Genomic DNA, 23103 nt, shown 5'->3' with positions numbered 1-23103 from the left:
GTTTATTGATTTTAATGTTTGCTTTGAACACTTGAATTGATCATTTTAGATAATGATTTTTTGATAGGTAAAAATCTGGTCATTTTAAACTTCGGCAAATACCTGCTCTTTTAGAGTGGTGTTAACAAACGACTATATACGCACAAATTTTGCTTGTTCTAACTTCCCTGACACAGCTCTGAATTGACTCATTCATTATTTCATTTGGTATAACGTTTATCTGAACCAACAATCAACTATTATAGGCTCGGCGGACTAGTGTTTTTTCAACTCATTAGCCTTTAATAACATCGTTTTACTTTCTGCCAAAAAGTCATTAGCATAATCACCAAACCAATGTGACACTTGCTTAAACATAGTCACAAAAGCATCTTTATCACCCATTTCTACATCTTCTAATAGCTCAAGAAAACGATAGGCAAAACGCTTCATCATGGTGATATTTTCAGGGTTAGCAAAAATAATATCTGAGTATAAAATAGGGTTTTGTGCAAATAGACGACCTACCATGATCAACTCTAATCGATAAATGGGTGAACTCATATTAACCAAATTCTCAATGTCAGCCCCTTCTGCCATTAAATGATATCCATAAGCAATGGTAGAAAAATGTCGCATTACTTGAACCATAGACATAGCCTGATCATGCTCATGAGCCGCTACTTGATAAATTTTGGCACCCCACACTTGAAACTGCTTTAACAACCATTGATATTGTGATTCATCGCGGCCATCACAAACAATGATGGTTTGTTTAATTAACCCTGTCACATCTGGTCCAAACATAGGGTGTAAACCGACGACAGGCCCTGAATGCACTTTCATCATTTCATATAAGGGAGACTCTTTTACACTGGTAAAGTCAGCTAAAATACAATCCGCAGGTAAATTATTTAAATGATTAATAACCTGTGAAGTTAAGCGAATGGGTACTGCAACGATTACCAAACTTGCATCTGCTAAAATAACATCGCTATTAGGCCAATCATCTTGCTCAAGAATCGCTACTTGATAACCTGAGCGTTTAAACAAATCAACAAAAACACCACCTAATTGCCCTTTACCACCAACAACCACAACTTTTTTACAATCAGGATTAATACATTGGTAACCACTAGCATCTTGACTTATATAAGAGTCGCGCATTAAGCGACGTAATACATCTTCAATTAAATCACCACTTAAACCAGCCTCTTGGGCTTGTTCTCTACGTTTACTAATTAAAGCGGCTTCACGCTCAGGTGCAAAAATAGGCACACCCTCAAGGCTTTTAAGGGCGCCAACTTTGGTTGTTACCGCTAAACGTTTGGCCAGTAAGGCAACTAACTGGCTATCAATGTCATCAATCTCATTACGTAAAATTTTAAGATTGTCTTCAAAATCACTCATAGTTTCTCTTATAAAGTTATACGTTGCTTAAGTGTATCACTAAGCATTGCATCAGCTTCAGCTAATAAAGTTTTTGTACTGTCTAAATCAATACAAGCATCAGTTACCGAAACACCATACTCCATATCATCAAACGCTAAATCACTACTTTGATTACCGGCCTTTATGTTGCTTTCTAACATTATACCAATAATAGACTTATTGCCTTCACAAATTTGGTTAAAAACATTAGTAGCAACAAGTGGTTGACGACGGTAGTCCTTATTTGAATTCCCATGACTACAATCGACCACGATACCAGGCTCTAACTTATGTTTAGCTAAAACTTGCTCACATTCACTAATGTTAACACTGTCATAGTTAGGCTGTTTTCCGCCACGTAAAATAACATGACCATCAGGATTACCAGAAGTTTTAATTAAAGAGACCTGCCCTTGACGGTTAATTCCCATAAAACGATGTGATGAAGCCGCTGACTGCAAAGCATTAATTGCTACATCTAAACTACCATTAGTACCGTTTTTGAAGCCTATAGGCATAGATAAACCACTCGCCATCTCTCTGTGGGTTTGTGACTCTGTAGTGCGTGCACCAATAGCTGACCAACTAAATAGCTCAGCTAAATATTGCGGACTAATCGGATCAAGTGCTTCAGTGGCAAGTGGTAAACCAAGTTCAGTTAAATAAATAAGTAATTCACGTGCTTTTCTCAAGCCAGATTCAACATCAAACGAGCCATCCATGTGAGGATCATTAATTAATCCTTTCCAGCCAACCGTAGTACGAGGCTTTTCAAAATACACACGCATAACAATATATAAAGAATCTTGATGTTTATCATGTAGCTTTTTAAGTTCACGGGCATATTCTTTTGCTGCATTAACATCATGTACAGAGCAAGGACCACTGACAACTAATAAGCGCGGATCACGTTTGTGGATAATATCTGCAATTATTTTACGGGCAGACTTTACAAACTCTCGGCTAGACTCTTTTAACGGCAATACTTCTTTAAGTTGCTCAGGGGTAATTAATACATGCTCTTCGTTAACATGGATATCATTTAAGGTACTTTTATGAGTTGTAGACGACATTATTCATTCCTAAAAAAACTAATCATTAAAAATGCGCAGGATAAAACAAGATTTGCAGAAAATATTGAAAAGTACAAAGTACAGTTTTAAAGACCTGTAGCTTGACATAAAATAAAAACACAATATCGTAAAGATTTAGTTACGCGGTTTGTAAGGTTATTTTTACACATAAATTTAGCCGAGTACAGTACCTTTTATAAAAAATATAAAAGAGGTTAGCTTTCTTATAATCACTTCAATATAAGCTCACTACTCATTTAAGTTTACAGCCCAATTTTGACAGCTACAAAAACATTTACCACGATAAATTTTTCGTTGTCACACAAGTGTCATAAATCGTTCACTTAGTTGTCACATAAAATTTCTACACTGCACACAGTTAAAAAATGAGCTCGAACCTAGACACAATATTCAGTCTAAAAATTATTAATTCAATTAAAAATGAGAAATCATATGAACACTTTTACTAATAAAATGAATCTGAAGAAAACAATAATAAGCCTATCGCTTGTAACGGTTGCCTTAACCGGCAGCTTTGCCAGTGCTCAAAGTAATCGAGACACTATTACTGCCGTTGGCTCATCTACTGTGTATCCTTTCTCAACCGTAGTTGCCGAGCGTTTTGGTAAAAACACTAACTTTAAAACACCAAAAATCGAATCTACCGGTACGGGTGGTGGTATGAAGTTATTTTGTGCGAGTAATGCCATCAACACACCTGATCTTTCTAATGCATCACGTCGAATGAAAAAAAGTGAATTTGATATGTGTGTTAAAAATGGCGTAACAAGCATTACAGAAGTACTCGTAGGTTATGACGGTATTGTTGTTGCAAATTCAAATACGACCAAGCCAATGAAGATTACCCGCAAAGAGTTATTTCTAGCCTTAGCAAAAGACGTTCCTGCTAGAAACGGCAGTGAAACATTAGTCGCTAACCCATACAAATTATGGAGTGATATTAATCCTACATTACCTGCCAATAAAATTGAAGTATTAGGTCCGCCACCAACCTCAGGAACGCGTGATGCATTTGCTGAATTAGTGCTCGAAGGTGGTTGTAAAAAATTCTCATGGATTAAAGCCATTAAAAAACAAAATAAATCAAAATACAAAGAAATTTGTCACAGCGTTCGTGAAGATCACGCCTATATCGAAGCAGGTGAAAACGATAACTTAATAGTACAAAAATTATCTGCAAATACTAAAGCTTTTGGTATTTTTGGTTTTAGCTTTTTAGACCAAAACAGCGACAAACTACAAGGTTCAATTATTGATGGTCAAAGCCCTACTTTTGAAGCGATTGCTGATGGGTCTTACCCAGTTTCACGCCCATTATACTTTTATGTGAAAAACGCACACGTAAACAAAGTCCCTGGTATTTTAGAATTTTTGAAAGAATTCACCAGTGAAGCCGCTATGGGCGAAGAAGGTTATTTAACAGATAAAGGATTAATCCCATTAGGTACTGAGAAACTAGTAAAAGTTCGCCAAAGTGTATTGTCTCTTTCTCCATTAGTGTTGAACTAGCAACAGCGCTGTATATACCCGTTCCACTTGAAGATGCATGATTCAGCTGGAATTAGAAACGTCTTTAGGCAAGGCATTGATTGAAGAGAATGGTTATTCCCTTCTCAAAATTAATAACGCAGTATAAAGCGTTTCTAAACCAGCCCCTCGGGGAAGGCTGAGCAAATCATACTCTGCGTTCCCTTTCTTTTTAAGGGAATAACCCTTAATAAAAAAATGCGCCTTGATTATGAATCGCTCAGACTTCCTGAAACGAGCATCTTCAAGTGGAGCGGGTATAACATTCCCAACCATTGTTAACAATATCTTTCATCAATAATTGTTATCAATGGTTGGGTTTCTTTTTCAAACATTAGTTTTTCTAAAAATTAGTTTCTAAATATGAATTCATCTTTATTATTTTTTGTTTTGCTTTTCCTAACACTATTTAGTTATTGGTTTGGTATGCAACGTTCCTTAAAAGTAGCGGGTGGCGCTCAGCATAAGAAAGAACTGACTAGCCTTCCGCAACAGTTTGGTTTATTAACTGCTATGGTTTGTGGTTTACCTGCATTAATTACATTACTCATTTTTAATAGTGGTGAACATATTGTTGTTGAACAATTACTCACCTCAACACTACCGTTAAATATTCAATCATTATCAAGCGTTGATCTCGGCTTATACTTGAACAACATTCGTTCAATCGCAAATTCAGAAACAGCATCTGATATTTTACAAACATTAAGCCAAAACAGTGAGATAAAGACGCAAACTCAATATAACGCTGCATTTACCTTACAAACATTAAATCAACAAGCAACTTGGCTCAAAACAGCGTTAGTATTAATCATTGCGTGTGTCAGTGTTACTATTTTAGTCAGAAAATTTAGCCTAACTTACCAAGCCAGACAAAAGTCAGAAAGCATTATACGTGCCTTATTAGTTGCGTCGTCTGCCGTTGCTATTCTAACAACCCTTGGCATCGTTATTTCAGTGCTGTTTGAATCCATTCAATTTTTTAAAAGTGTGTCACCGGTAGAATTTATGTTTGGTACACAATGGAGTCCACAAACAGCAATGCGTGTTGACCAAGTAGGTGGCTCTGGAGCTTTTGGCGCAATTCCATTATTTGCTGGCACTATGTTAATTACCTTTATTGCCATGTTATTGGCAGTACCTGTTGGTTTAATGATTGCCATATACTTATCTCAATACGCTTCATCAAAATTACGTGCTTTTGCTAAACCTATGCTGGAAGTATTAGCGGGCATTCCAACGGTTGTTTATGGCTTTTTTGCCGCCTTAACCGTAGCACCCGTCATTCGTAATATGGGTGAATCATTAGGGTTAAGTGTCGCCTCTGAAAGCGCATTAGCAGCTGGCTTAGTCATGGGTACAATGATAATTCCTTTTGTGTCATCACTATCAGAAGATGCTATTAGCGCGGTACCTAACGCATTAAAAGAAGCCTCTCTTGGCATGGGCGCAACAAAAAGTGAAACAGTCTTAAAGGTATTATTACCTGCAGCATTGCCGGGCATTGTTGGCGCGATATTATTGGCCATTTCTCGCGCTATAGGTGAAACCATGATTGTGGTAATGGCAGCAGGCATGGCTGCTAACTTAACAGCCAACCCACTAGATTCGGTAACAACGGTAACCGTTCAAATAGTGACATTGCTCACTGGGGATCAAGAGTTTGATAGTCCAAAAACCTTAGCCGCCTTTGCTTTAGGTTTGATGCTATTTATCACTACGCTCGGTCTAAACGTTTTAGCATTAAAAGTAGTTAGAAAATATCGAGAACAATATGACTAGCATAAACAAAAACATAAATATAAACAAAAACGTAGATAACACTACTGCTATAAACACGCTTTCTACCACAGAAAAAGTATCACTAAGTCTTAAAAAGCGTCACAGTAAAGAAAAGCGCTTTAAAAGTATGGGGCTTTTTGCAGTGTTATTTGGCTTTTTACTGGTGGTTATTCTGATTGGGGATATTACCTCAAAAGCACTACCAGCTTTTCATCAACACTGGGTTAAACTTGATGTTAACTATCAGGCATCTTGGCTTGAGATTGGTGTTAGTACTGATGAGTACTCAGGACAAATTCCTACGGCTAAGCAACTGAACAAAGCAAACTATCGTAATGTGTTGAAAAAATCACTTTATCAAATGTTTCCTGATGTTAGTGGCCGTAAAGACAAACGTAAACTAACCCAGTTGTTCAGTAGTAATGCTGAGTTTACCCTTAAAGATAACTTACTCGCTTCACCACAATTATTTGATAAAAAAACACAGGTGTGGGTGAGACTTGATGATGACGTAGACAGTTACCTTAAAGAGGCATTTTCTTCAGGTGAAGCTGGACTGAGGATTAACCAAAGCCAAGCACAGTGGTTGGCAAAGCTTACCTCTAGTGATCGTGTTGAAAGTCGGTTTAACTTTAGCTTCTTTACTTCCGGTGATTCTCGAGAGCCTGAACTTGCGGGTATTAAAGGCGCGTTAATGGGCACTTTACTCACCTTATTTGTCACCTTGTTACTATCATTCCCGTTAGGCGTTGCCGGTGCACTGTATTTAGAAGAATTTGCCCCTAAGAATCGTTTAACCGATTTCATTGAAATAAACATCAATAATTTGGCTGCTGTGCCCTCTATTGTTTTTGGTCTGTTGGGCTTAGCAGTGATCATTAATTTATTTGGATTGCCCCGCTCTGCTCCTTTAGTTGGCGGCATTGTATTAACCCTAATGACCTTACCTACCATAATTATTGCCAGTCGTGCTGCAATAAAAGCCGTTCCACCTTCAATAAGAGAAGCAGCCACAGGTTTAGGTGCTTCAAAAATGCAAGTGACATTCTCTCATGTATTGCCACAAGCTATGCCCGGGATAATCACGGGAGCCATCATTGGTGTAGCACAAGCATTAGGCGAAACAGCGCCATTGTTAATGATTGGTATGGTGGCTTTTATTGTTGATGTACCCACCAGTATCATTGATTCTGCCACCGTTCTCCCCGTGCAAATATTTTTATGGGCTGATAGCCCTGAAAGGGCATTTTTAGCGAAAACCTCCGCAGCCATTTTAGTGTTATTAACATTATTATTAATAATAAACCTTACCGCGACTATGCTGCGCAGTAAATTTGAAAAGAGATAGGACAACATAATGAACGCTATAACGATACCCAAACAAGGGCATGTGAATGAAACAACGCAAACTGACTTGTCTCAAATAGAGCTAAACCAAACTGTTGGTAATATTTATGCTGATGACGCCAAAATGTCTATTAGGAACGCCAATATTTATTATGGTGATAAACAAGCCATTGAAAATATCAGCCTAGATTTAGCTAAAAACCAAGTAACTGCCCTTATTGGTCCATCAGGCTGTGGTAAATCAACATTCTTACGTAGTTTAAACCGAATGAACGATACCATCGACATTTGTAATATTACCGGACAATTCATCCTTGATGGTGAAGATATTTATGCCAAAAAATTAGATCCTGTGCTACTTCGCGCTCGTGTTGGTATGGTATTTCAAAAGCCTAACCCTTTCCCTAAATCAATATATGAAAATGTTGCTTACGGTGCGCGTATCCATGGTTTAACTAACAACAAAGCTGAATTAGATGAAATTGTAGAAACTAGCTTACAAAAAGCGGGATTATTTAACGAAGTAAAGGATCGACTTAATGACCCCGGCACTGGTCTTTCTGGCGGGCAACAGCAACGTTTGTGTATTGCCAGAACAATAGCAGTAAGCCCTGAAGTTATTCTAATGGATGAACCAGCCTCGGCACTTGACCCCATTGCCACTGCTATCATTGAAGAGTTAATTGACGAGCTAAAGGAAAAATATACCATAGCAATCGTCACTCACTCAATGCAACAAGCCGCTCGAGTATCACAACACACCGCTTATTTCCATATGGGTAAATTAGTTGAAATGGGTAAAACTGAAGACATTTTCACTCGCCCCAGTCATAAATTAACTGAAAACTATATCACTGGCCGTTTCGGTTAAATGGAGAAGAAAATGACAACAGCTACAACAACAGAAAAAACTAATAATCCTTCAGGTTTTACTAAAAACCTACATTTAGATAAACATATTTCTCGTCGTTTTAATGAAGAGTTAGAACAAGTGAGAACATTAGTAATGGACATGGGCGCATTAGTTGAACAACAAGTTAACGATGGTCTAAGTGCCGTATTAAATGCCGATGCCAAACTCGCAGTACAGGTGATAGAGCGTGATCACGAAGTCAATACCATGGAATTAGAGATTGACGAATACTGCACACAAATTTTAGCTCGCCGCCAACCTGCTGCTAGTGATTTACGCTTAATAGTCAGCGTACTTAAAAGTATTACTGATCTTGAGCGCATGGGTGATGAATCGGTTAAGTTTGGCAGAAATGCCATCAAACTGGCTAAAGGAAACTTTGCCGAAGAAGAAGGCTCAAGACCCTTAGTTGAACTGAGACATTTGGGTAAACATGTCAGTGAAACCTTAAATAAAGCCTTGACCGCTTACGCGCAAATGGATGTTAAAGCCGCATTAGAAATCATCAAAAATGATAATATCGTTGATGAAGAGTTCGATAACATTTCACGTTTACTCGTCACCAAAATGATGGAAAACCCACGTGAAATTAAAAATGCTTTACGGGTAACTTGGTGTGCCAGAGCCTTAGAACGCATTGGCGATCACACAACTAACCTGTGTGAGTACATTGTTTACTTGGTCGAAGGTAAAGATGTTCGCCATTCAACGATTGAACAAATAAAAGCAAGCATATCAAGCTAGCGCTTCACTGCATTCCCATTATCAAATAGTTCAAAATAATAGGTGTCGCACAGCCGACAGCTATTATTTTGAACAAACCAGAACCCCTCCTTTATTTAGCTGAATTTAGTTACCGCTTTAATCGACGTTTTCAGCTAGAGGATATGTTACCTCAATTTGTTTATATTGCTTTACAAATACCTCCAATGCAGAACAAGCGATTGAATATGACTGTGCTTTATGAATAATCAGAAAAGAAACTTTACGTTTGCTAACGGCAGCTTCGTGCTCATTGCGATTTTAAACAGTTGTTAATAATTAGTTGACCACTTGAGCTCTTAGCGATATTTGGTTAATAATGGTCTTTAGGATGGTTATGATTTATTATTAAATCAACTGCTTAAAAAAGAGTATTTACGTAAACAATGAAGCGTGTAGTTATCCCACATAAAAACAAAATTCTTATTATCGCATCGCTGTATGTTCTTTGGGTGATCGGGTTTACTTATTTCAGCGCCCTTCAGGAAAAAGTAACCTTATACAATCAGCTTGATCGGCAACTTGAAGATGCCTCGCTTACAGCTCGATTATTACTGCCTGAAACGCTACATTATAAGGGCATGCAAGCCGATAGCTTAACAGAAGAGCAAATTTACAATAATATTTTAGCGCTATCAGCTTTCACTGATCAACGAGATATCATCTACCTCTACACACTTATTTTGCGCAAGGATAAAGTGCTTTTCACCTCGTCCAGTGCAACACCTGAAGAACGTGAATCAGGCGAAAAGTTGAGTTTTTATTTTGATCATTACGACGATGTCGACCCTCGTGTTTTTGATATTTTTAACAACAAGAAAAAAAGTTATCTTGAATATACTGATCAATGGGGAACATTTCGAAGTGTATTTATTCCTTCTTATTCAGAAGATGGTACGTTTTATCTCGCCGTTGCTGATCTGTCAATTTCACATATCGAAGCACTACTCAACCAACAGGTTTATCGCTCACTTGCCATCGCGGTGCTGTTTTTGTTATTTGGTTACCCGCTCTATCGCGTAGCAACATCTAGACTTACAACTATAACCAATGAACAGCGTGAAACGATTCGGCATCAAACATCAGACCTTCGACTCAGTGAGGAACGTCTTAGCCACGCAATGAGTAGTGCCCATCAGAGCTGGTTTGATGCCAATCTACTAACCGGTGACGTTGAGGTTAGTGACGAATTCCCGAAGTTATTAGACCTCCCGCACACACGGCTCAAATTCAATCTAAACATATGGCAAAGAAATATTCATCCCGACGATAAAGACTCTGTTTTAAGCTTTTTTGACGAATGCCTCAAAACAGATGGGCCTACCGTGGCAGAATACCGGATAAAAGCCGCCACTGGTAATTGGCAATGGTTGAGTTCAGTGGGGCAAATTATTGAATGGGACGAAGATAATAAGCCTATTCGCATGATCGGTATTAATAGAAACATTACCGACCAAAAACGTAGTGAACTGGTGTTACAAGCCTTAGCTGAAACGGGTATATCGACAGCAGAGGGTGACATTTTCAAAACTATTGTGCGTCAACTGGCGTTATCACATGATATGCGTTATGCCTTTATAGCCACGCTCAACGAAGATGATAATACTCAAGCGAACGTTATTGCCGTATGGGCAAATGGCGAGTTTGGAGAGAATTTCAGCTATTCCTTAATAGGAACGCCCTGCGCTACCGTGGTCAATGACGATGATAAGGTCTCTTTTTGGCCTAATGATATCCAACAATTGTTTCCTGAGGATCTTATGCTGGTTGATATGGCGGCTGACAGTTATATTGGAGTGGCACTTAAAGACGGGACAGGGAAAACAATAGGCCTGTTATCAATGGTTGATGACCAACCCATGTCTAATTATCAGACTACATTAGGTCTATTAAAGAGTCTTGCCGCTAGAGCCGCTATTGAAATTGAGCGAGTTAAATCAACTGTTGAACGTGAACGAACCGCCGCTGCGTTACATCAACATCAAGAACAGGTTTTACAAAACCAACACGTGCTTTTAAAGCTAGGAAAAGAAACCTTCCTTGACCAGAATGATGCATTCACTAAAATTATTACTGTTGATGCCCAGCAACTAGAGGTTTCTCGTGTCAGCGTTTGGCTTTTCAATGAAGATAGGACTGCCTTTATCTGTCAAGCCTTATACAGTCATGGTGAACTTGCAACTGAATTACTCACACTTCAAACATTAGACTACCCGCGTTATTTCGAGGTATTAAATGATACTGGGTTTATCGTGGCGAATGACGCACAACATCACCCTTCGACACAAGAGTTGAGAGAAGGGTATTTAATACCGTTAGGTATAACATCTATACTAGATACACCTATTCGTATTAAAGGTAAGCTAGTTGGTGTCACTTGCCATGAACACATCGGCCCTAAAAGAACATGGACAACAGAAGCTGAGGATTTTGCTAGATCTATTTCTGATTTATTTGCACAGGTTTTGTTAGAAAGCGAGCGAAAACATGCAGAAGATCTGCTGCTAGAAAGTGAGGCAAGATTAAGGTTGAGTCAAGAATCTGGTGGTATAGGTACGTGGGAATACAACTTTATTACTAATAAAAGCTTTTGCTCCGATAATGTTTTTCAACAGCTGAAATTTCCTAGGTCAGCCGAAAATTCTGATTGGGATGATGTTCTCAAATCCATCATTCCTGAAGATCATATGCGTGTCAATGAGGCCATTAATCGCCATATGACTGAAAGTAAAGACATCGATGTCGAATATAGAATTACGGATATTGAAGGACATAGGCGGTGGATGCGTACTAAGGGGGAAATAGAGTTCAACTCAAATGGCACACGCCTAAAAATGAGGGGAACGATACAAAACATAAGCGCTCAAAAATCAGCCGAAGATAAACTCAGTTTTATGGCACATTATGATGAACTTACTAAATTACCTAATCGGGCGTTATTTGCCGATCGGTTTAGCCAAGCAGTGGCGCGCAGTAAGCGCACTGACAAGATGATTGCCATCTGTTTCATAGACTTAGATAACTTCAAATCCGTAAATGATAACTTTGGTCATGGTGTTGGCGATCAATTATTAATTGGGGTGGCTGGTCGTATTAAAGAAACCATCAGAGAAGTAGATACTGTTTCACGCCAAGGCGGTGATGAGTTTGCTCTTTTATTGACGGATATTGAATCCTATGCACAATGTGAGCAGCTGCTATATCGGATTCGTAGTGTGTTGGCGCGACCGTATATTATTGATGATTATCCGCATAAGGTCAGCGTATCCATCGGCACTACTATATATCCTATTGATGATACCGACCTAGATATCTTATTACGTCATGCTGATCAGGCGATGTATAAAGCTAAGTTGGCTGGTAAAAATCAACAACAGCTCTTCAACACTGCTTATGACCAACAACTCAGGCATGAACAATCTCAGCTGCAAGGGATTAAACAAGCATTAGTGAATAAAGAATTTCAACTGTATTATCAGCCTAAAGTTAACATGAAAACAGGGGAAGTGTTTGGTGCTGAAGCATTAATTCGTTGGATACACCCTGAAAAAGGCTTGATCCCACCGCTCGACTTTCTGCCACTTATTGACGGTACTAATTTAGAAATTCAGATTGGCGGCTGGGTCATTAATCAGGCATTGAAACAAATGAATCATTGGCAACAACAAGATATTAAGCTTGAAGTGAGCATTAATATCTCTTCTCATCATCTGGAATCGCCTGTTTTCTTTGACCAGCTTAATGAAGCATTGAGTAAATATCCTAATGTAGATTCACAAAGCTTGCAGTTAGAAATATTAGAAAGCAGTGCTCTTGGTGATCTGAATGATATAAGTGGTATTATCAAAAGCTGTCAAGACGTAATAGGTGTTTCTGTTGCTTTAGACGACTTTGGTACGGGGTATTCTTCTTTAACCCATTTGAGAAACCTTTCTGCTAATACCATTAAAATTGATCAAAGTTTTGTACGGAATATGTTAGAAGACGATGATGATTTGGCGTTAATTGAAGGCATTATTGGTTTAGCAAAGACTTTCAACCGTGATGTCATCGCTGAGGGTGTTGAAACTGCTGAGCATGGTGTTTTGTTGATGCGCATAGGTTGTGAATGTGCTCAAGGTTATGGCATTGCTAGACCCATGCCTGCAGATGAACTACCCCATTGGATGCAACACTACACGCCTGATGAATCATGGTCTATCTGGTCAGGTTCTACATGGGAAATGAGTAATCTGCCCTTAGTATTGGCAAAAAGTGATCACATTAAGTGGATTGAGGAAATATTTCATGTTTTAAATGGTCACACACATAGGTTAGAGCTTGGTGAGCTTACCAATCATAACGAATGCCGACTAGGTAACTGGTATAACAATCAGGGTAAAAAACAGTTTGGTCACATGGAAGCATTTCGAGCATTAGAAAGCATTCATATCGATGTTCATAAAACAGGTCATCAAATTATTCAACTCTATAATGAGGGTAATAAAGAATCGGCAATCCTGCTTTCAAAAGAGCTATTGGCACTAAAAAGTAAGGTGTTAGAGTCATTGACTACATTACAGAAACACGTTAATTTTCTGTTATAAACATGACTAAACAGTGAAACATAGCCTTAAAAATAACTTTTAAAGGCGATATTTTCTGTGTTTACCATCGATAATATCAGCTAAAATTAATGGTGTACTCGGTATTGAAGGAGTACAGACTTTTTATGTTAAAAAGCAGGTGGCGTGCCTTACGAGGTATAAAGAATTTATCGGTGAATCTGCAAACAACGGAAACGACTAATATTGTTTCTGGTGTTATCGTGTAGACGAGTATGTTGCTGTTTGTGTATAAGACATTGTTTCACTTTACCGCTTATTGTAGAACCTTTTCAGTAATATAACACAAATAATTTATTAGAAAATATATGGCTAAAAGTTTGAAGCGCAATTAATAATGCGCACAGATAAAGTAATCGCCTATTGGTGTTGCCTTGGGTATAGCGTCAGATAATGCCGTTTATATTGCGCGATGTTTGGTGGATTTGGGCTCTATGTTAGCTGCTTCAGTGTCAATAATGATCATGATTGAACTAAAAGCTCTTGATGGCCTATTTTTAATCTATTTTTCAGTAGAGGCTTTACGTGCACGTAATAGTTCATATTGACCAGGTCACAGCGCTAATAAAGCCGTTAGATAAAGATGCGTCTTGATCATGAATCGTTCAGGTGTCCTGAAACGCGCATCTTGAAGTATCATGGGTATATACAGGAGGTTTAATGAAATATTTTGCATACGGTTCAAATATGTCACTTTTAAGACTTCAAGAGCGAGTACCAAGTGCCAAAAAGCTTGAAATAGTCACACTTACCAATCATCAATTACGTTTTAATATGAATTGTGATGATGGCTCTGGAAAGTGTGATGCTTTTCAAACGAATAATATCAAAGACACCGTCATTGGGGCTCTCTTTGAAATAGATAAAAATGAAAAAGACGTTTTAGATCGAGCTGAAAGTTTAGGCTTTGGATATGATGAAAAATCAGTCTGTGTACAAAACTACTCGGGTGAAGTCTTTAAGGCATTAACATACTATGCAATCAAAATAGACGCGTCATTAAAACCTTATTCTTGGTACCTAAATCACGTAATTATTGGTGCAAAGGAAACAAAACTACCTACTGACTATCTTGCTGTAATTGAGTCTATTGAGTGTGTAGAGGACCCAGATAAAAACCGAGACGCAAAGCAACGTGCAATGTACAGTTTACTACTTCACAATTAAAGCCAAGGTTACCTTAGCAGTTCAATATAAGCGTCCGGAAATACACATATGACGTGGCTTATATAGAAATAGCTAGCTCAAATCAAGCGCGTACGGTTTTAATAACTCCATCGGTACTATTTCAAGTGCTTTAATATGAGTTCTTTTCAAATAGACCCTTGGCGCTCTATCATTTGCTAACGCTTCCATCCACCTAGCAGCACACAAACACCAAGCATCGCCAACATTTACCCCCTCAAAACCAAATTCAGGTCTAGGTGTAGAAAGATCATTACCTTTGAAACGCGAATATTCTAAAAACTGTTCTGAGGCTTCAATACATACAGTATGTGAGCCAGTATCTTCTTTACACGTATTACACTTACCATCACGATAAAAACCTGTAACGGGATTTCCCCCACAAATTTCTAGTGGTTCACCAAAAACATTAACTGATTCTTCCATTATATTTCCTATTTCTGTTTAATACTGCTGTCACGGCATATTTTTTTTATAGCTACACACGTTTATATACTAGTTGTACTCAGTGAGCGTAAACCACGTATAAAAACGTTATAACGCCTTGAGTATTGCTATTCATTCAAAATATGTGAAAATATTTATCTGTAAATTCCATACAGTTACTTTACTTAATTACAAAATAATAACACCTAACGATTTAATTTAGGCATAAAAAAAGCGCCTTTCGGCGCTTTCATAATTTTATATATTAATGACTAAATTATCCCGCATGAATAATGCGATTTTTAATTAAATCACCTACAACTTCAGGGTCAGCAAGTGTTGAAGTATCACCTAAGCTGTCTACATCATTTTCAGCAATTTTACGTAATATACGACGCATAATTTTACCTGAACGAGTTTTAGGTAAACCCGGAGCCCATTGAATGTAATCAGGCTTAGCAAAACGTCCCAATTCACCAGCAACAAACTCTTGAAGCTCTTTAGCCAGTCCATCAGTAACTTCTGCATTGTCCATCAAAGTAACGTAACAGTATACACCTTGACCTTTGATGTCATGTGGATAACCAACAACTGCAGCTTCAGCAACTGCCGGATGGTGTACTAACGAGCTTTCAATTTCAGCAGTACCAAGACGATGACCAGATACGTTTAATACGTCATCAACACGGCCAGTGATCCAGATGAAACCATCTGCGTCACGTTTAGCACCATCACCAGTAAAGTAGTTACCTGGGTATTGACCTAAATAAGTTGAATAGAAACGAGCATGATCGTTATATACAGTACGTAACTGTCCAGGCCAGCTAGCCGTCATCACTAATAAACCTGAGTTTTCACCTTCAAGGGTATTACCGTCTTTATCAAATAATGCAGGTTGTACGCCAAAGAAAGGCTTACCAGCACAACCTGGCTTCATATCAACAGCACCAGGTAGAGACGTAATCAAAATACCACCTGTTTCCGTTTGCCACCAAGTATCAACAATTGGACAGTTGCCCTTACCAATAACTTCATAATACCATTGCCATGCTTCAGGGTTAATAGGCTCGCCTACGCTACCTAAAATTCTCAATGAAGAAAGATCACATTTTTCAACAGGTGCATCACCGCCTGCCATTAATGCACGAATTGCTGTAGGCGCAGTATAAAACACATTTACTTTATGCTTTTCAATTACTTGCCAAAAACGTCCCGCGTCAGGGTATGTTGGAACACCTTCAAATACAATGGTAGTTGCACCATTAGCTAATGGACCGTAAACAATATAAGTATGGCCAGTAATCCAACCTGCATCAGCAGTACACCAGTAAACTTCATCTTCTTTATAATCGAAAACATATTTATGTGTCATCGCTGCATACAAGATATAACCGCCACAAGTATGAACAACACCTTTAGGTGTGCCTGTTGAACCTGAGGTATATAAAATAAATAATGGATCTTCAGAATCCATTACTTCAGGCTCACATACTGCTGACTGCTTAGCTACTGCGGCAGCATATTTAATATCAATTTTATCATTATAAGCAACATCACCACCGGTACGCTCAACCACGATAACAGAATGTACTAAAGGACAGTCTACAACAGCAGAATCAACATTAGCTTTAAGTGGGAGACTTTTACCACCACGTAAAGATTGGTCTGCGGTAATAACAACTTCACACTCTGCATCAAGTACACGTGCTTTAATTGATTCAGTAGAGAAGCCACCAAAAATAACAGAATGTATTGCACCAATACGCGCACAAGCTAACATTGCATAAGTAGTTTCTGGAATCATTGGCATATAAAGACAAACACGATCGCCTTTTTTAACGCCACGCTCTTTTAGCAAGTTAGCTAAACGACAAACATGATCATGAAGCTCTTGATAAGTAACTTTTAAATCATCATTAGGATTGTCACCTTCAAAAATAATAGCGGTTTTATCAGCCTTTGTTGCAAGATGGCGATCAATACAGTTATAACTAACGTTTAATTTAGCACCTGTAAACCAGTTGACTTCAGAGTTTTTCATATCTACTTTACTAACGGCATCCCAAGGTTGATACCAATCAATAAATTCTTTCGCTTGCTCACCCCAGAAAACGTCTGGCTGCTCAATAGATTGCTTATACATAGCATCATAGGTCGCGCTGTCGATAAAGGTATGCGCCTTAGCTTTTTCAGATACAGGATAGCGAAGTTTCAATTCATTCATGTAGAAGTTCCTTTAGGGTTTATTTATACTTGATGTGTATTATTTTTATTGTGAAAAATACAGTTACTTAATGCTAAAATTTTTGTGGTTGTTTTCATATACGCCTTTAGTCTTGTTTTACTACAGGCCTTTAGTACTAGCATAAATTTAACAACTTAATCACAATAGTTTTAAGTCAAAACCCATTATGATTTATTATAAGCTATACCGCTTTATATAAGCTTTCCCTTAACATTGAAACCGAAAACAGCAGCCCTTTTATTGATATCTACATAACCATTGTGAATAGCAAGTATATAGCTATTGATTAATAAGTAGGATAAAAAAAAGCGTCAGAAGACGCTTTTAATAAGAGAGTAATTTAAAGTTATAAATTATAAATTATAAATTATAAATTATAAATTATAAATTATAACCTGACTCTTCATGTTCAACCTGATCTAAGCCATTAGACTCTTGCTCTTCATCAACCCGTAAGCCGTTTGTCATCAATCCGACAAGCTTTAATAAAATATAGGTAACCACCCCAGTATAAACTAAGGTTGAAACAATACCGATAAGTTGTACGCCAACTTGTTCTGCCATAGACGCGATGCCTTCGGCAAAACCGAACCCACTAAAAACACCTAACGTGGTCGCTGAAAATACTCCCGCTAAGAGTGTCCCTAAAATACCACCAACACCATGCACAGGAAAAACATCTAATGAATCATCAATTTTTAATTTCTGTTTGATAAATACCGTTGAATAGAAACAAACAATGCCAGCACTAACACCAATAACAAGTGCGCCGCCAGGACCAACAAAACCCGAGGCCGGTGTAATAGTACCTAGGCCGGCAACCATACCGGTAACAGCACCTAACACACTCGCTTTACCAAATTTTTTCCATTCAATAGCAGCCCAAGTCAACGTGCCCGCTGCTGCTGAGATATGGGTCACTAACATCGCCATTGATGCATCTCCGTTTGCTGCTAAAGCACTCCCCCCATTAAAGCCAAACCAACCAACCCAAAGCATGCCTGCACCAGTAACTGACATAGTTAAGTTGTGTGGTAACATTGGTGTTTTGGGGAAACCGCGTCTAGGCCCTATCACCATAGCAGCAACTAGCGCCGCTGTACCTGCAGTTATATGAACAACAATACCACCTGCAAAATCATAAACGCCCATTTGACTTAACCAACCACCACCCCAAACCCAATGGGTAACGGGTGCATATACTGTTAACAACCATAATGCACTGAATATTAACACCGCTGAAAAGCGCATACGTTCAGCAAAGCCACCAATAATTAGTGCAGGCGTTATAACAGCAAAGGTCATTTGAAAGAGCATAAATAAACTTTCAGGAATATCTCCTGAAAGTACATCTTTTCCAATGCCATGCATCATAACTTTAGAGAAATCACCAATAAAGCCATTACCTTCACCAAAAGCAAGACTATAGCCTACAACAAGCCACAAAATAGAAGCAATTGCACCAATAGAAAAACACTGCATCAATATAGACAGTACATTCTTTTTACGTACTAGACCGCCGTAAAAAAGTGCTAAGCCTGGTAAAGTCATGAGCAGAACTAAAGCAGTAGAGGTTAAAATCCAAGCCGTATTAGCGCCATTAAGTGAACCTTCATCAGCGAAAGCGAATGTTGGTATTAATAACAGCACAAGGGTGTATATAAATGAAAGTGTTCTTGACATCTTTTAGTTCCAAGTTGATTTGTCGAATATTTGATAAGTATTGGTGCAACTCAATTTAATCAAAACTCGCTTTATTTAATTTCGCTTAAGGTATGCACAAAATAAGCCAGCAGAAGTTATCTATAATAAACAAATACATAGTTAACTAACAATCACAAGTGGCGCCCATTACTGCACAATAATAGTGAAAGACAACGTTAGACGCACCAATTTAGAGCATAGTAATACAATCTAGCAATACAGCAAATCAAACCACCTCATTCAAACTGGCTATACACCAAATCTATAGCAAACATCATAAATATTAATGACATAAATGACCATTGTAATCACTTAGCTATATCATTTTTTCGAGTTTTTGATAGAATCTTGGGGAAATTTAATTAAGCTCTTCAATCACAACTTGAGAACTGACATGAAACAACTTTTATTCATATTACTGGCAATGCTAGTACCTAGTATTGCATTTGCATCTGATGCTGCACATCAAACAATAGATTTAACAGCCCACTGGATTGGCTATGCTGCCATTGCTATTTTTGTTTTAGCATACACCTTAGTTATTCTAGAAGAACAACTGCACTTAAGAAAGTCTAAACCCGTTTTACTCGCAGCAGGATTAATTTGGATACTCATTGCCTATTATTATGGCGCTCATGGTATGCCACACGCTGCAGAAGTTGCTATTCGTCATAACTTCTTAGAGTACGCTGAACTTTTCTTCTTCTTACTTGTTGCGATGACATACATCAATGCCATGTTAGAGCGAAATGTTTTTGATGCGCTTCGTGATTGGTTGGTTGCAAAAGGTTTTAGCTACAAAGCTTTATTTTGGCTAACGGGTATTCTAGCCTTCTTTATCTCTCCTATTGCAGATAACTTAACCACCGCGTTAATTATGTGTGCTGTTGTTCTCGCCGTAGGTAAAGATGAGCCTAAATTTATTGCGTTAAGCTGTATTAATATTGTTGTTGGCGCAAATGCCGGTGGCGCATTTAGCCCGTTTGGTGACATAACGACCTTAATGGTTTGGCAAAAAGGTATGGTTCAATTTACTGAGTTTTTTGCGTTATTTATCCCATCAGTTGTTAACTTTGTTATCCCTGCATTTATTATGCAGTTTGCTATCACCTCAGGTAAACCAACAGCAACATCAAGTCAAATGACGCCAATTAAACATGGCGGCTTAACCATCGTTGGTCTATTTATATTAACTATTGCTACCGCCGTGTCTTTCCATAACTTCTTACATTTACCTCCAGTATTTGGCATGATGTTAGGTTTAGCTTACTTGAAGCTATTCGGTTACTACATTAAGAAATCAGGTAATTCTAAGGTTGATATATCATTAACGCCAGGACATAAAAATCAAGACGAGAAACATCAAGACGATAAAGAGTTTGATATTTTCGACAAAATAGCAGGAGCTGAGTGGGACACTTTATTCTTCTTCTATGGTGTAATTCTAGCCGTAGGTGGTTTAGGATTTATCGGCTATTTAGGCATGGCCTCTGAATTTATGTACGGTGAACTAGGCGCAACTAACGCTAACATACTCGTTGGTATTCTTTCTGCTATTGTTGATAACATCCCGGTCATGTTTGCGGTACTTACTATGAACCCTGATATGTCACATGCACAGTGGTTATTAGTAACATTAACCGCAGGTGTTGGAGGTAGCTTACTCTCTATTGGCTCTGCCGCTGGTGTTGCACTTATGGGACAAGCACGTGGTTACTATACCTTCTTCAGTCACTTAAAATGGACACCAGTCATTGCTTTAGGTTACGCTGCCAGTATCTATGTTCACATCCTTATTAATGGCACTTAATTTGTAACAATTTCAAATAACTTAATTGTTAACAAAAATATTTTATTTGTTATGATAAAAAGCCTCTAAATAACTTTAGAGGCTTTTTTTTATCTATCATCCACGCTCGGCACAAAACACAGGAATAAAATGAAATTTTTAAGTGACTTAACGACCAATTCCACACCTTGGTTATTACTCGCATTATCGGCCTTAGGACTAGAGCTATGCGCATTGTTTTTTCAATACGCTATGGACTTAGCCCCTTGCATCATGTGCGTATATCAACGTGTTGCTATTTGCGCAATTATCCTTGCTGGCTTTATTGGCTTTTGGGGCTGTAGCTTTTTAATTGCTAGAGTTATTGCTTATGGCTTGTGGTCAACAGGGGCAGTTTGGGGACTATTCATTGCTTTAGAGCATGTAGAAATTCAAGCTAATGCTGGATCGCTATTTTTTAGCTGTGACATTATTCCTAATTTTCCAACTTGGGCACCTTTGCATGAGTGGATCCCAGCATTGTTTGAAGCAACAGGTGATTGTGGGGAGATTAGTTGGCAATTTTTAGGTTATAGCATGCCACAGTGGATGGTTGTAGTATATGGGGCTTATGTTGTCGCTTTTTTACTGATATTGATAAACCGGCTTATTAGTGCGAAAAAACTTTAAAACATAGCGTCTAAATAGTGGTTGTAAATAAAGGCTGTAAATAGTAATTTACAGCCTTTATTTTTCGTTAATCTAACAGTAAATTATCTAACAATAGGTGCGGCAACCCCTGCAGCCACATAAGGGATAACTTGCTTGATCACACCAGCTATATCCACTTGGCGATCAAAATCATTTTGAGCAATATCAATTAACGCATCACTAGACGACATGGTAAAAACAATAGTCCCCATAGTGAAATGTAAACGCCAAAACATCTCTTCTTTGTTTAATTCAGGATAAGCTTTTTGAACAGCTTGCGTAAATTTAGTAAAAACACCCGGATATTGTGTCGTTAAAAACCAACGTAAAAAGCCCTGACTATCAGTATAGCCTCGGCCAAGTAATTGTAAAAAGGTACTCGTACCATTGTCTTTAAAGCTATTTAGATGTAGTAAGGGTTCAAGAAAAGCAGAGAATACTTCTATTAATGTAGGTTTTACTTCCTCAAGACAAAGTGCATTTAATGCTGACTCTAATCGAGGCGATAGTTCATTCATATAACGAGACATAACCGCTTTGATTAATTCTTTTTTTGAACCGAAATGATAATTAACCGCTGCTAAATTCACTTCAGCTTGACTCGTTATTTCTCTTAACGATGTGCCATTAAAGCCTTTATCAGCAAAAAGAACTTCTGCTGCATCTAAAATTTTAGTCTTTGTACTCATACTTTTAATTACTCACCGATGTGGGCATTCACCCGGATTCAAACACGTGTTTAAAATAGCTTACTTAATGTGATGAGGTCAAGAGTATTCCCTCTTCATCGTTGTTTTTTATTTTTCTGAGCAATATTTGAACTATTTTTAATGACAAACTTCTGAACCAAGGTCATATACCCGTGATACTTCAAAATGCGAGTTTCAGGATGCCTGAGCGATTCATGCTCAAGGCGCATCTTTTTATTAAGGGTTATTCCCTTAAAAACAGATGCAACGAAGAGCATGATTTGCTCAGACATCCCCGTAGGGCTGGTTTAGAAACGTTTTATGCTACGTTATTGATTTTGACAATAGAATAACTATTCTCTTCAATCAATGCCTTGCCTAAAGACGTTTCTAATTCCAGCTGAATCCTGCATTTTGAGGTAACACGGGTATACATGTAAATGTTTATCATTAGCCTCTCAAAACATTACAAACTGTTACTATTTCTATACAGTAAAAAACATCTTAGCGCGCTATTATAGTTTCACTTTCAAAGGTTAAAGCTCCTAGCAAACTAACTAAAAAAGTAATGTTTACCTCCCTTTTATATGTTTTCATGTTGTAGTTTTGGCTCATTCACATTTGAATGAGCCTTTTTTTGCCCTAACACTTACCTTTGCTGTATGTACTGCGGTACTGATATCTTTCAATATTCCTACTTTACCTAACCACATATAAAATATAATTAGTTTGTAAACTTAAGAATTTAAAAATATTCAGGTTTAATGGATTGGGACTTAGGTAAAGGGTATGATCCTAGTTAACAGCTGCCCCCTGTGTCAGGATTGTTGTCGCCTCAATTAATTTAGTAAATAAACAGGGAGCGGTAAGTTAACAACAGTGTACTATCAAAGGCATTCAAGCCAATTTAAAGAAGCAATATTAAATAAACTAAGT

Annotated in this window: 16 protein-coding genes and 1 pseudogene; 11 read left to right on the top strand and 6 right to left on the bottom strand. The window is 38.0% G+C overall.

What is annotated here, in order from left to right; all coding sequences use genetic code 11:
* Window positions 1-255: 255 nt before the first annotated feature.
* Together tyrA and DWA31_RS14375 are read right to left on the bottom strand one after the other, a co-directional pair.
* Window positions 256-1389, bottom strand: a complete 1134-nt coding sequence (tyrA, locus tag DWA31_RS14380) for a bifunctional chorismate mutase/prephenate dehydrogenase (RefSeq protein ID WP_114327272.1) — start codon at window positions 1387-1389, stop codon at window positions 256-258.
* 8 nt (window positions 1390-1397) lie between these two features.
* Complete coding sequence (locus DWA31_RS14375; RefSeq protein ID WP_114327271.1) at window positions 1398-2483, bottom strand: 3-deoxy-7-phosphoheptulonate synthase; 1086 nt, start codon at window positions 2481-2483, stop codon at window positions 1398-1400.
* A 453-nt stretch (window positions 2484-2936) separates the two neighbouring features.
* Here DWA31_RS14375 and DWA31_RS14370 point away from each other — a divergent pair, with 453 nt between their 5' ends.
* The 9 genes and pseudogenes from DWA31_RS14370 (at window position 2937) to DWA31_RS14330 (ending at window position 14606) form a co-directional block, all read left to right on the top strand.
* Window positions 2937-4013, top strand: coding sequence for a PstS family phosphate ABC transporter substrate-binding protein (locus DWA31_RS14370; RefSeq protein ID WP_245942630.1), 1077 nt, complete (start codon window positions 2937-2939; stop codon window positions 4011-4013).
* Between the two features lie 381 nt (window positions 4014-4394).
* Window positions 4395-5813 (top strand): phosphate ABC transporter permease subunit PstC, encoded by a 1419-nt coding sequence (pstC, locus tag DWA31_RS14360; RefSeq protein ID WP_114327269.1) that lies wholly within the window; start codon window positions 4395-4397, stop codon window positions 5811-5813.
* Window positions 5806-7161, top strand: coding sequence for a phosphate ABC transporter permease PstA (gene pstA, locus DWA31_RS14355; RefSeq protein WP_114327268.1), 1356 nt, complete (start codon window positions 5806-5808; stop codon window positions 7159-7161). The genes pstC and pstA overlap by 8 nt, the downstream gene beginning before the upstream one ends.
* Window positions 7162-7170: 9 nt before the next feature.
* Window positions 7171-8031, top strand: coding sequence for a phosphate ABC transporter ATP-binding protein PstB (gene pstB / locus DWA31_RS14350; protein WP_114327267.1), 861 nt, complete (start codon window positions 7171-7173; stop codon window positions 8029-8031).
* A gap of 12 nt (window positions 8032-8043) precedes the next feature.
* On the top strand, window positions 8044-8817 hold the full coding sequence (phoU, locus tag DWA31_RS14345; RefSeq protein ID WP_114327266.1) for a phosphate signaling complex protein PhoU: 774 nt from the start codon (window positions 8044-8046) through the stop codon (window positions 8815-8817).
* Window positions 8818-8891: 74 nt separating this feature from the next.
* Window positions 8892-9044 (top strand): annotated as a pseudogene (locus DWA31_RS14340) (IS1595 family transposase); the annotation flags it as partial.
* Window positions 9045-9221: 177 nt separating this feature from the next.
* Complete coding sequence (locus DWA31_RS14335) at window positions 9222-13421, top strand: EAL domain-containing protein (protein ID WP_114327265.1); 4200 nt, start codon at window positions 9222-9224, stop codon at window positions 13419-13421.
* A 392-nt stretch (window positions 13422-13813) separates the two neighbouring features.
* Window positions 13814-13987, top strand: a complete 174-nt coding sequence (locus tag DWA31_RS17250; protein WP_168427357.1) for a hypothetical protein — start codon at window positions 13814-13816, stop codon at window positions 13985-13987.
* A 112-nt stretch (window positions 13988-14099) separates the two neighbouring features.
* Window positions 14100-14606 carry a gamma-glutamylcyclotransferase family protein gene (locus DWA31_RS14330; protein ID WP_114327264.1) on the top strand — a complete coding sequence of 169 codons (507 nt, stop codon included), beginning with the start codon at window positions 14100-14102 and terminating at the stop codon, window positions 14604-14606.
* A 72-nt stretch (window positions 14607-14678) separates the two neighbouring features.
* On the opposite strand, the gene DWA31_RS14325 is transcribed toward DWA31_RS14330, so the two are convergent.
* The 3 genes from DWA31_RS14325 to DWA31_RS14315 all read right to left on the bottom strand — a co-directional run bounded on the left by DWA31_RS14325 (window position 14679) and on the right by DWA31_RS14315 (window position 18978).
* Window positions 14679-15050 carry a DUF2237 family protein gene (locus DWA31_RS14325; protein WP_114327263.1) on the bottom strand — a complete coding sequence of 124 codons (372 nt, stop codon included), beginning with the start codon at window positions 15048-15050 and terminating at the stop codon, window positions 14679-14681.
* A gap of 277 nt (window positions 15051-15327) precedes the next feature.
* Window positions 15328-17274 carry an acetate--CoA ligase gene (acs, locus tag DWA31_RS14320; RefSeq protein ID WP_114327262.1) on the bottom strand — a complete coding sequence of 649 codons (1947 nt, stop codon included), beginning with the start codon at window positions 17272-17274 and terminating at the stop codon, window positions 15328-15330.
* Between the two features lie 402 nt (window positions 17275-17676).
* Window positions 17677-18978: an ammonium transporter gene (locus tag DWA31_RS14315; protein WP_114327261.1), complete on the bottom strand. Its 1302-nt coding sequence runs from the start codon at window positions 18976-18978 to the stop codon at window positions 17677-17679.
* Window positions 18979-19393: 415 nt separating this feature from the next.
* On the opposite strand from DWA31_RS14315, the gene nhaD reads away from it, so the two are divergent.
* Complete coding sequence (gene nhaD, locus DWA31_RS14310; RefSeq protein WP_114327260.1) at window positions 19394-20809, top strand: sodium:proton antiporter NhaD; 1416 nt, start codon at window positions 19394-19396, stop codon at window positions 20807-20809.
* 129 nt (window positions 20810-20938) lie between these two features.
* The gene (gene dsbB, locus DWA31_RS14305) at window positions 20939-21457 is read left to right on the top strand and encodes a disulfide bond formation protein DsbB (RefSeq protein ID WP_114327259.1); all 519 of its coding nucleotides are present in this window, start codon (window positions 20939-20941) and stop codon (window positions 21455-21457) included.
* 83 nt (window positions 21458-21540) lie between these two features.
* Here dsbB and psrA read toward each other — a convergent pair whose 3' ends face one another.
* Window positions 21541-22167, bottom strand: a complete 627-nt coding sequence (gene psrA / locus DWA31_RS14300) for a TetR family transcriptional repressor PsrA (protein ID WP_114327258.1) — start codon at window positions 22165-22167, stop codon at window positions 21541-21543.
* Window positions 22168-23103 lie beyond the last annotated feature (936 nt).

Origin of the sequence: Candidatus Colwellia aromaticivorans (genome assembly GCF_003333305.1) — a bacterium.
Classification (GTDB): domain Bacteria; phylum Pseudomonadota; class Gammaproteobacteria; order Enterobacterales; family Alteromonadaceae; genus Colwellia; species Colwellia aromaticivorans.
This window is presented reverse-complemented; position numbering and strand designations above follow the sequence as displayed.

Excerpts from the sequence above, each read along its gene's own strand:
- DWA31_RS14335 (WP_114327265.1), top strand. The coding sequence starts at position 9,222 with ATGAAGCGTGTAGTTATCCCACATAAAAACAAAATTCTTATTATCGCA.
- DWA31_RS14370 (WP_245942630.1), top strand. The coding sequence starts at position 2,937 with ATGAACACTTTTACTAATAAAATGAATCTGAAGAAAACAATAATAAGC.
- psrA (WP_114327258.1), bottom strand. The coding sequence starts at position 22,167 with ATGAGTACAAAGACTAAAATTTTAGATGCAGCAGAAGTTCTTTTTGCT.
- pstA (WP_114327268.1), top strand. The coding sequence starts at position 5,806 with ATGACTAGCATAAACAAAAACATAAATATAAACAAAAACGTAGATAAC.
- DWA31_RS14330 (WP_114327264.1), top strand. The coding sequence starts at position 14,100 with ATGAAATATTTTGCATACGGTTCAAATATGTCACTTTTAAGACTTCAA.
- dsbB (WP_114327259.1), top strand. The coding sequence starts at position 20,939 with ATGAAATTTTTAAGTGACTTAACGACCAATTCCACACCTTGGTTATTA.
- phoU (WP_114327266.1), top strand. The coding sequence starts at position 8,044 with ATGACAACAGCTACAACAACAGAAAAAACTAATAATCCTTCAGGTTTT.
- DWA31_RS14375 (WP_114327271.1), bottom strand. The coding sequence starts at position 2,483 with ATGTCGTCTACAACTCATAAAAGTACCTTAAATGATATCCATGTTAAC.
- nhaD (WP_114327260.1), top strand. The coding sequence starts at position 19,394 with ATGAAACAACTTTTATTCATATTACTGGCAATGCTAGTACCTAGTATT.
- DWA31_RS14325 (WP_114327263.1), bottom strand. The coding sequence starts at position 15,050 with ATGGAAGAATCAGTTAATGTTTTTGGTGAACCACTAGAAATTTGTGGG.
- acs (WP_114327262.1), bottom strand. The coding sequence starts at position 17,274 with ATGAATGAATTGAAACTTCGCTATCCTGTATCTGAAAAAGCTAAGGCG.
- pstB (WP_114327267.1), top strand. The coding sequence starts at position 7,171 with ATGAACGCTATAACGATACCCAAACAAGGGCATGTGAATGAAACAACG.
- tyrA (WP_114327272.1), bottom strand. The coding sequence starts at position 1,389 with ATGAGTGATTTTGAAGACAATCTTAAAATTTTACGTAATGAGATTGAT.
- DWA31_RS14315 (WP_114327261.1), bottom strand. The coding sequence starts at position 18,978 with ATGTCAAGAACACTTTCATTTATATACACCCTTGTGCTGTTATTAATA.
- pstC (WP_114327269.1), top strand. The coding sequence starts at position 4,395 with ATGAATTCATCTTTATTATTTTTTGTTTTGCTTTTCCTAACACTATTT.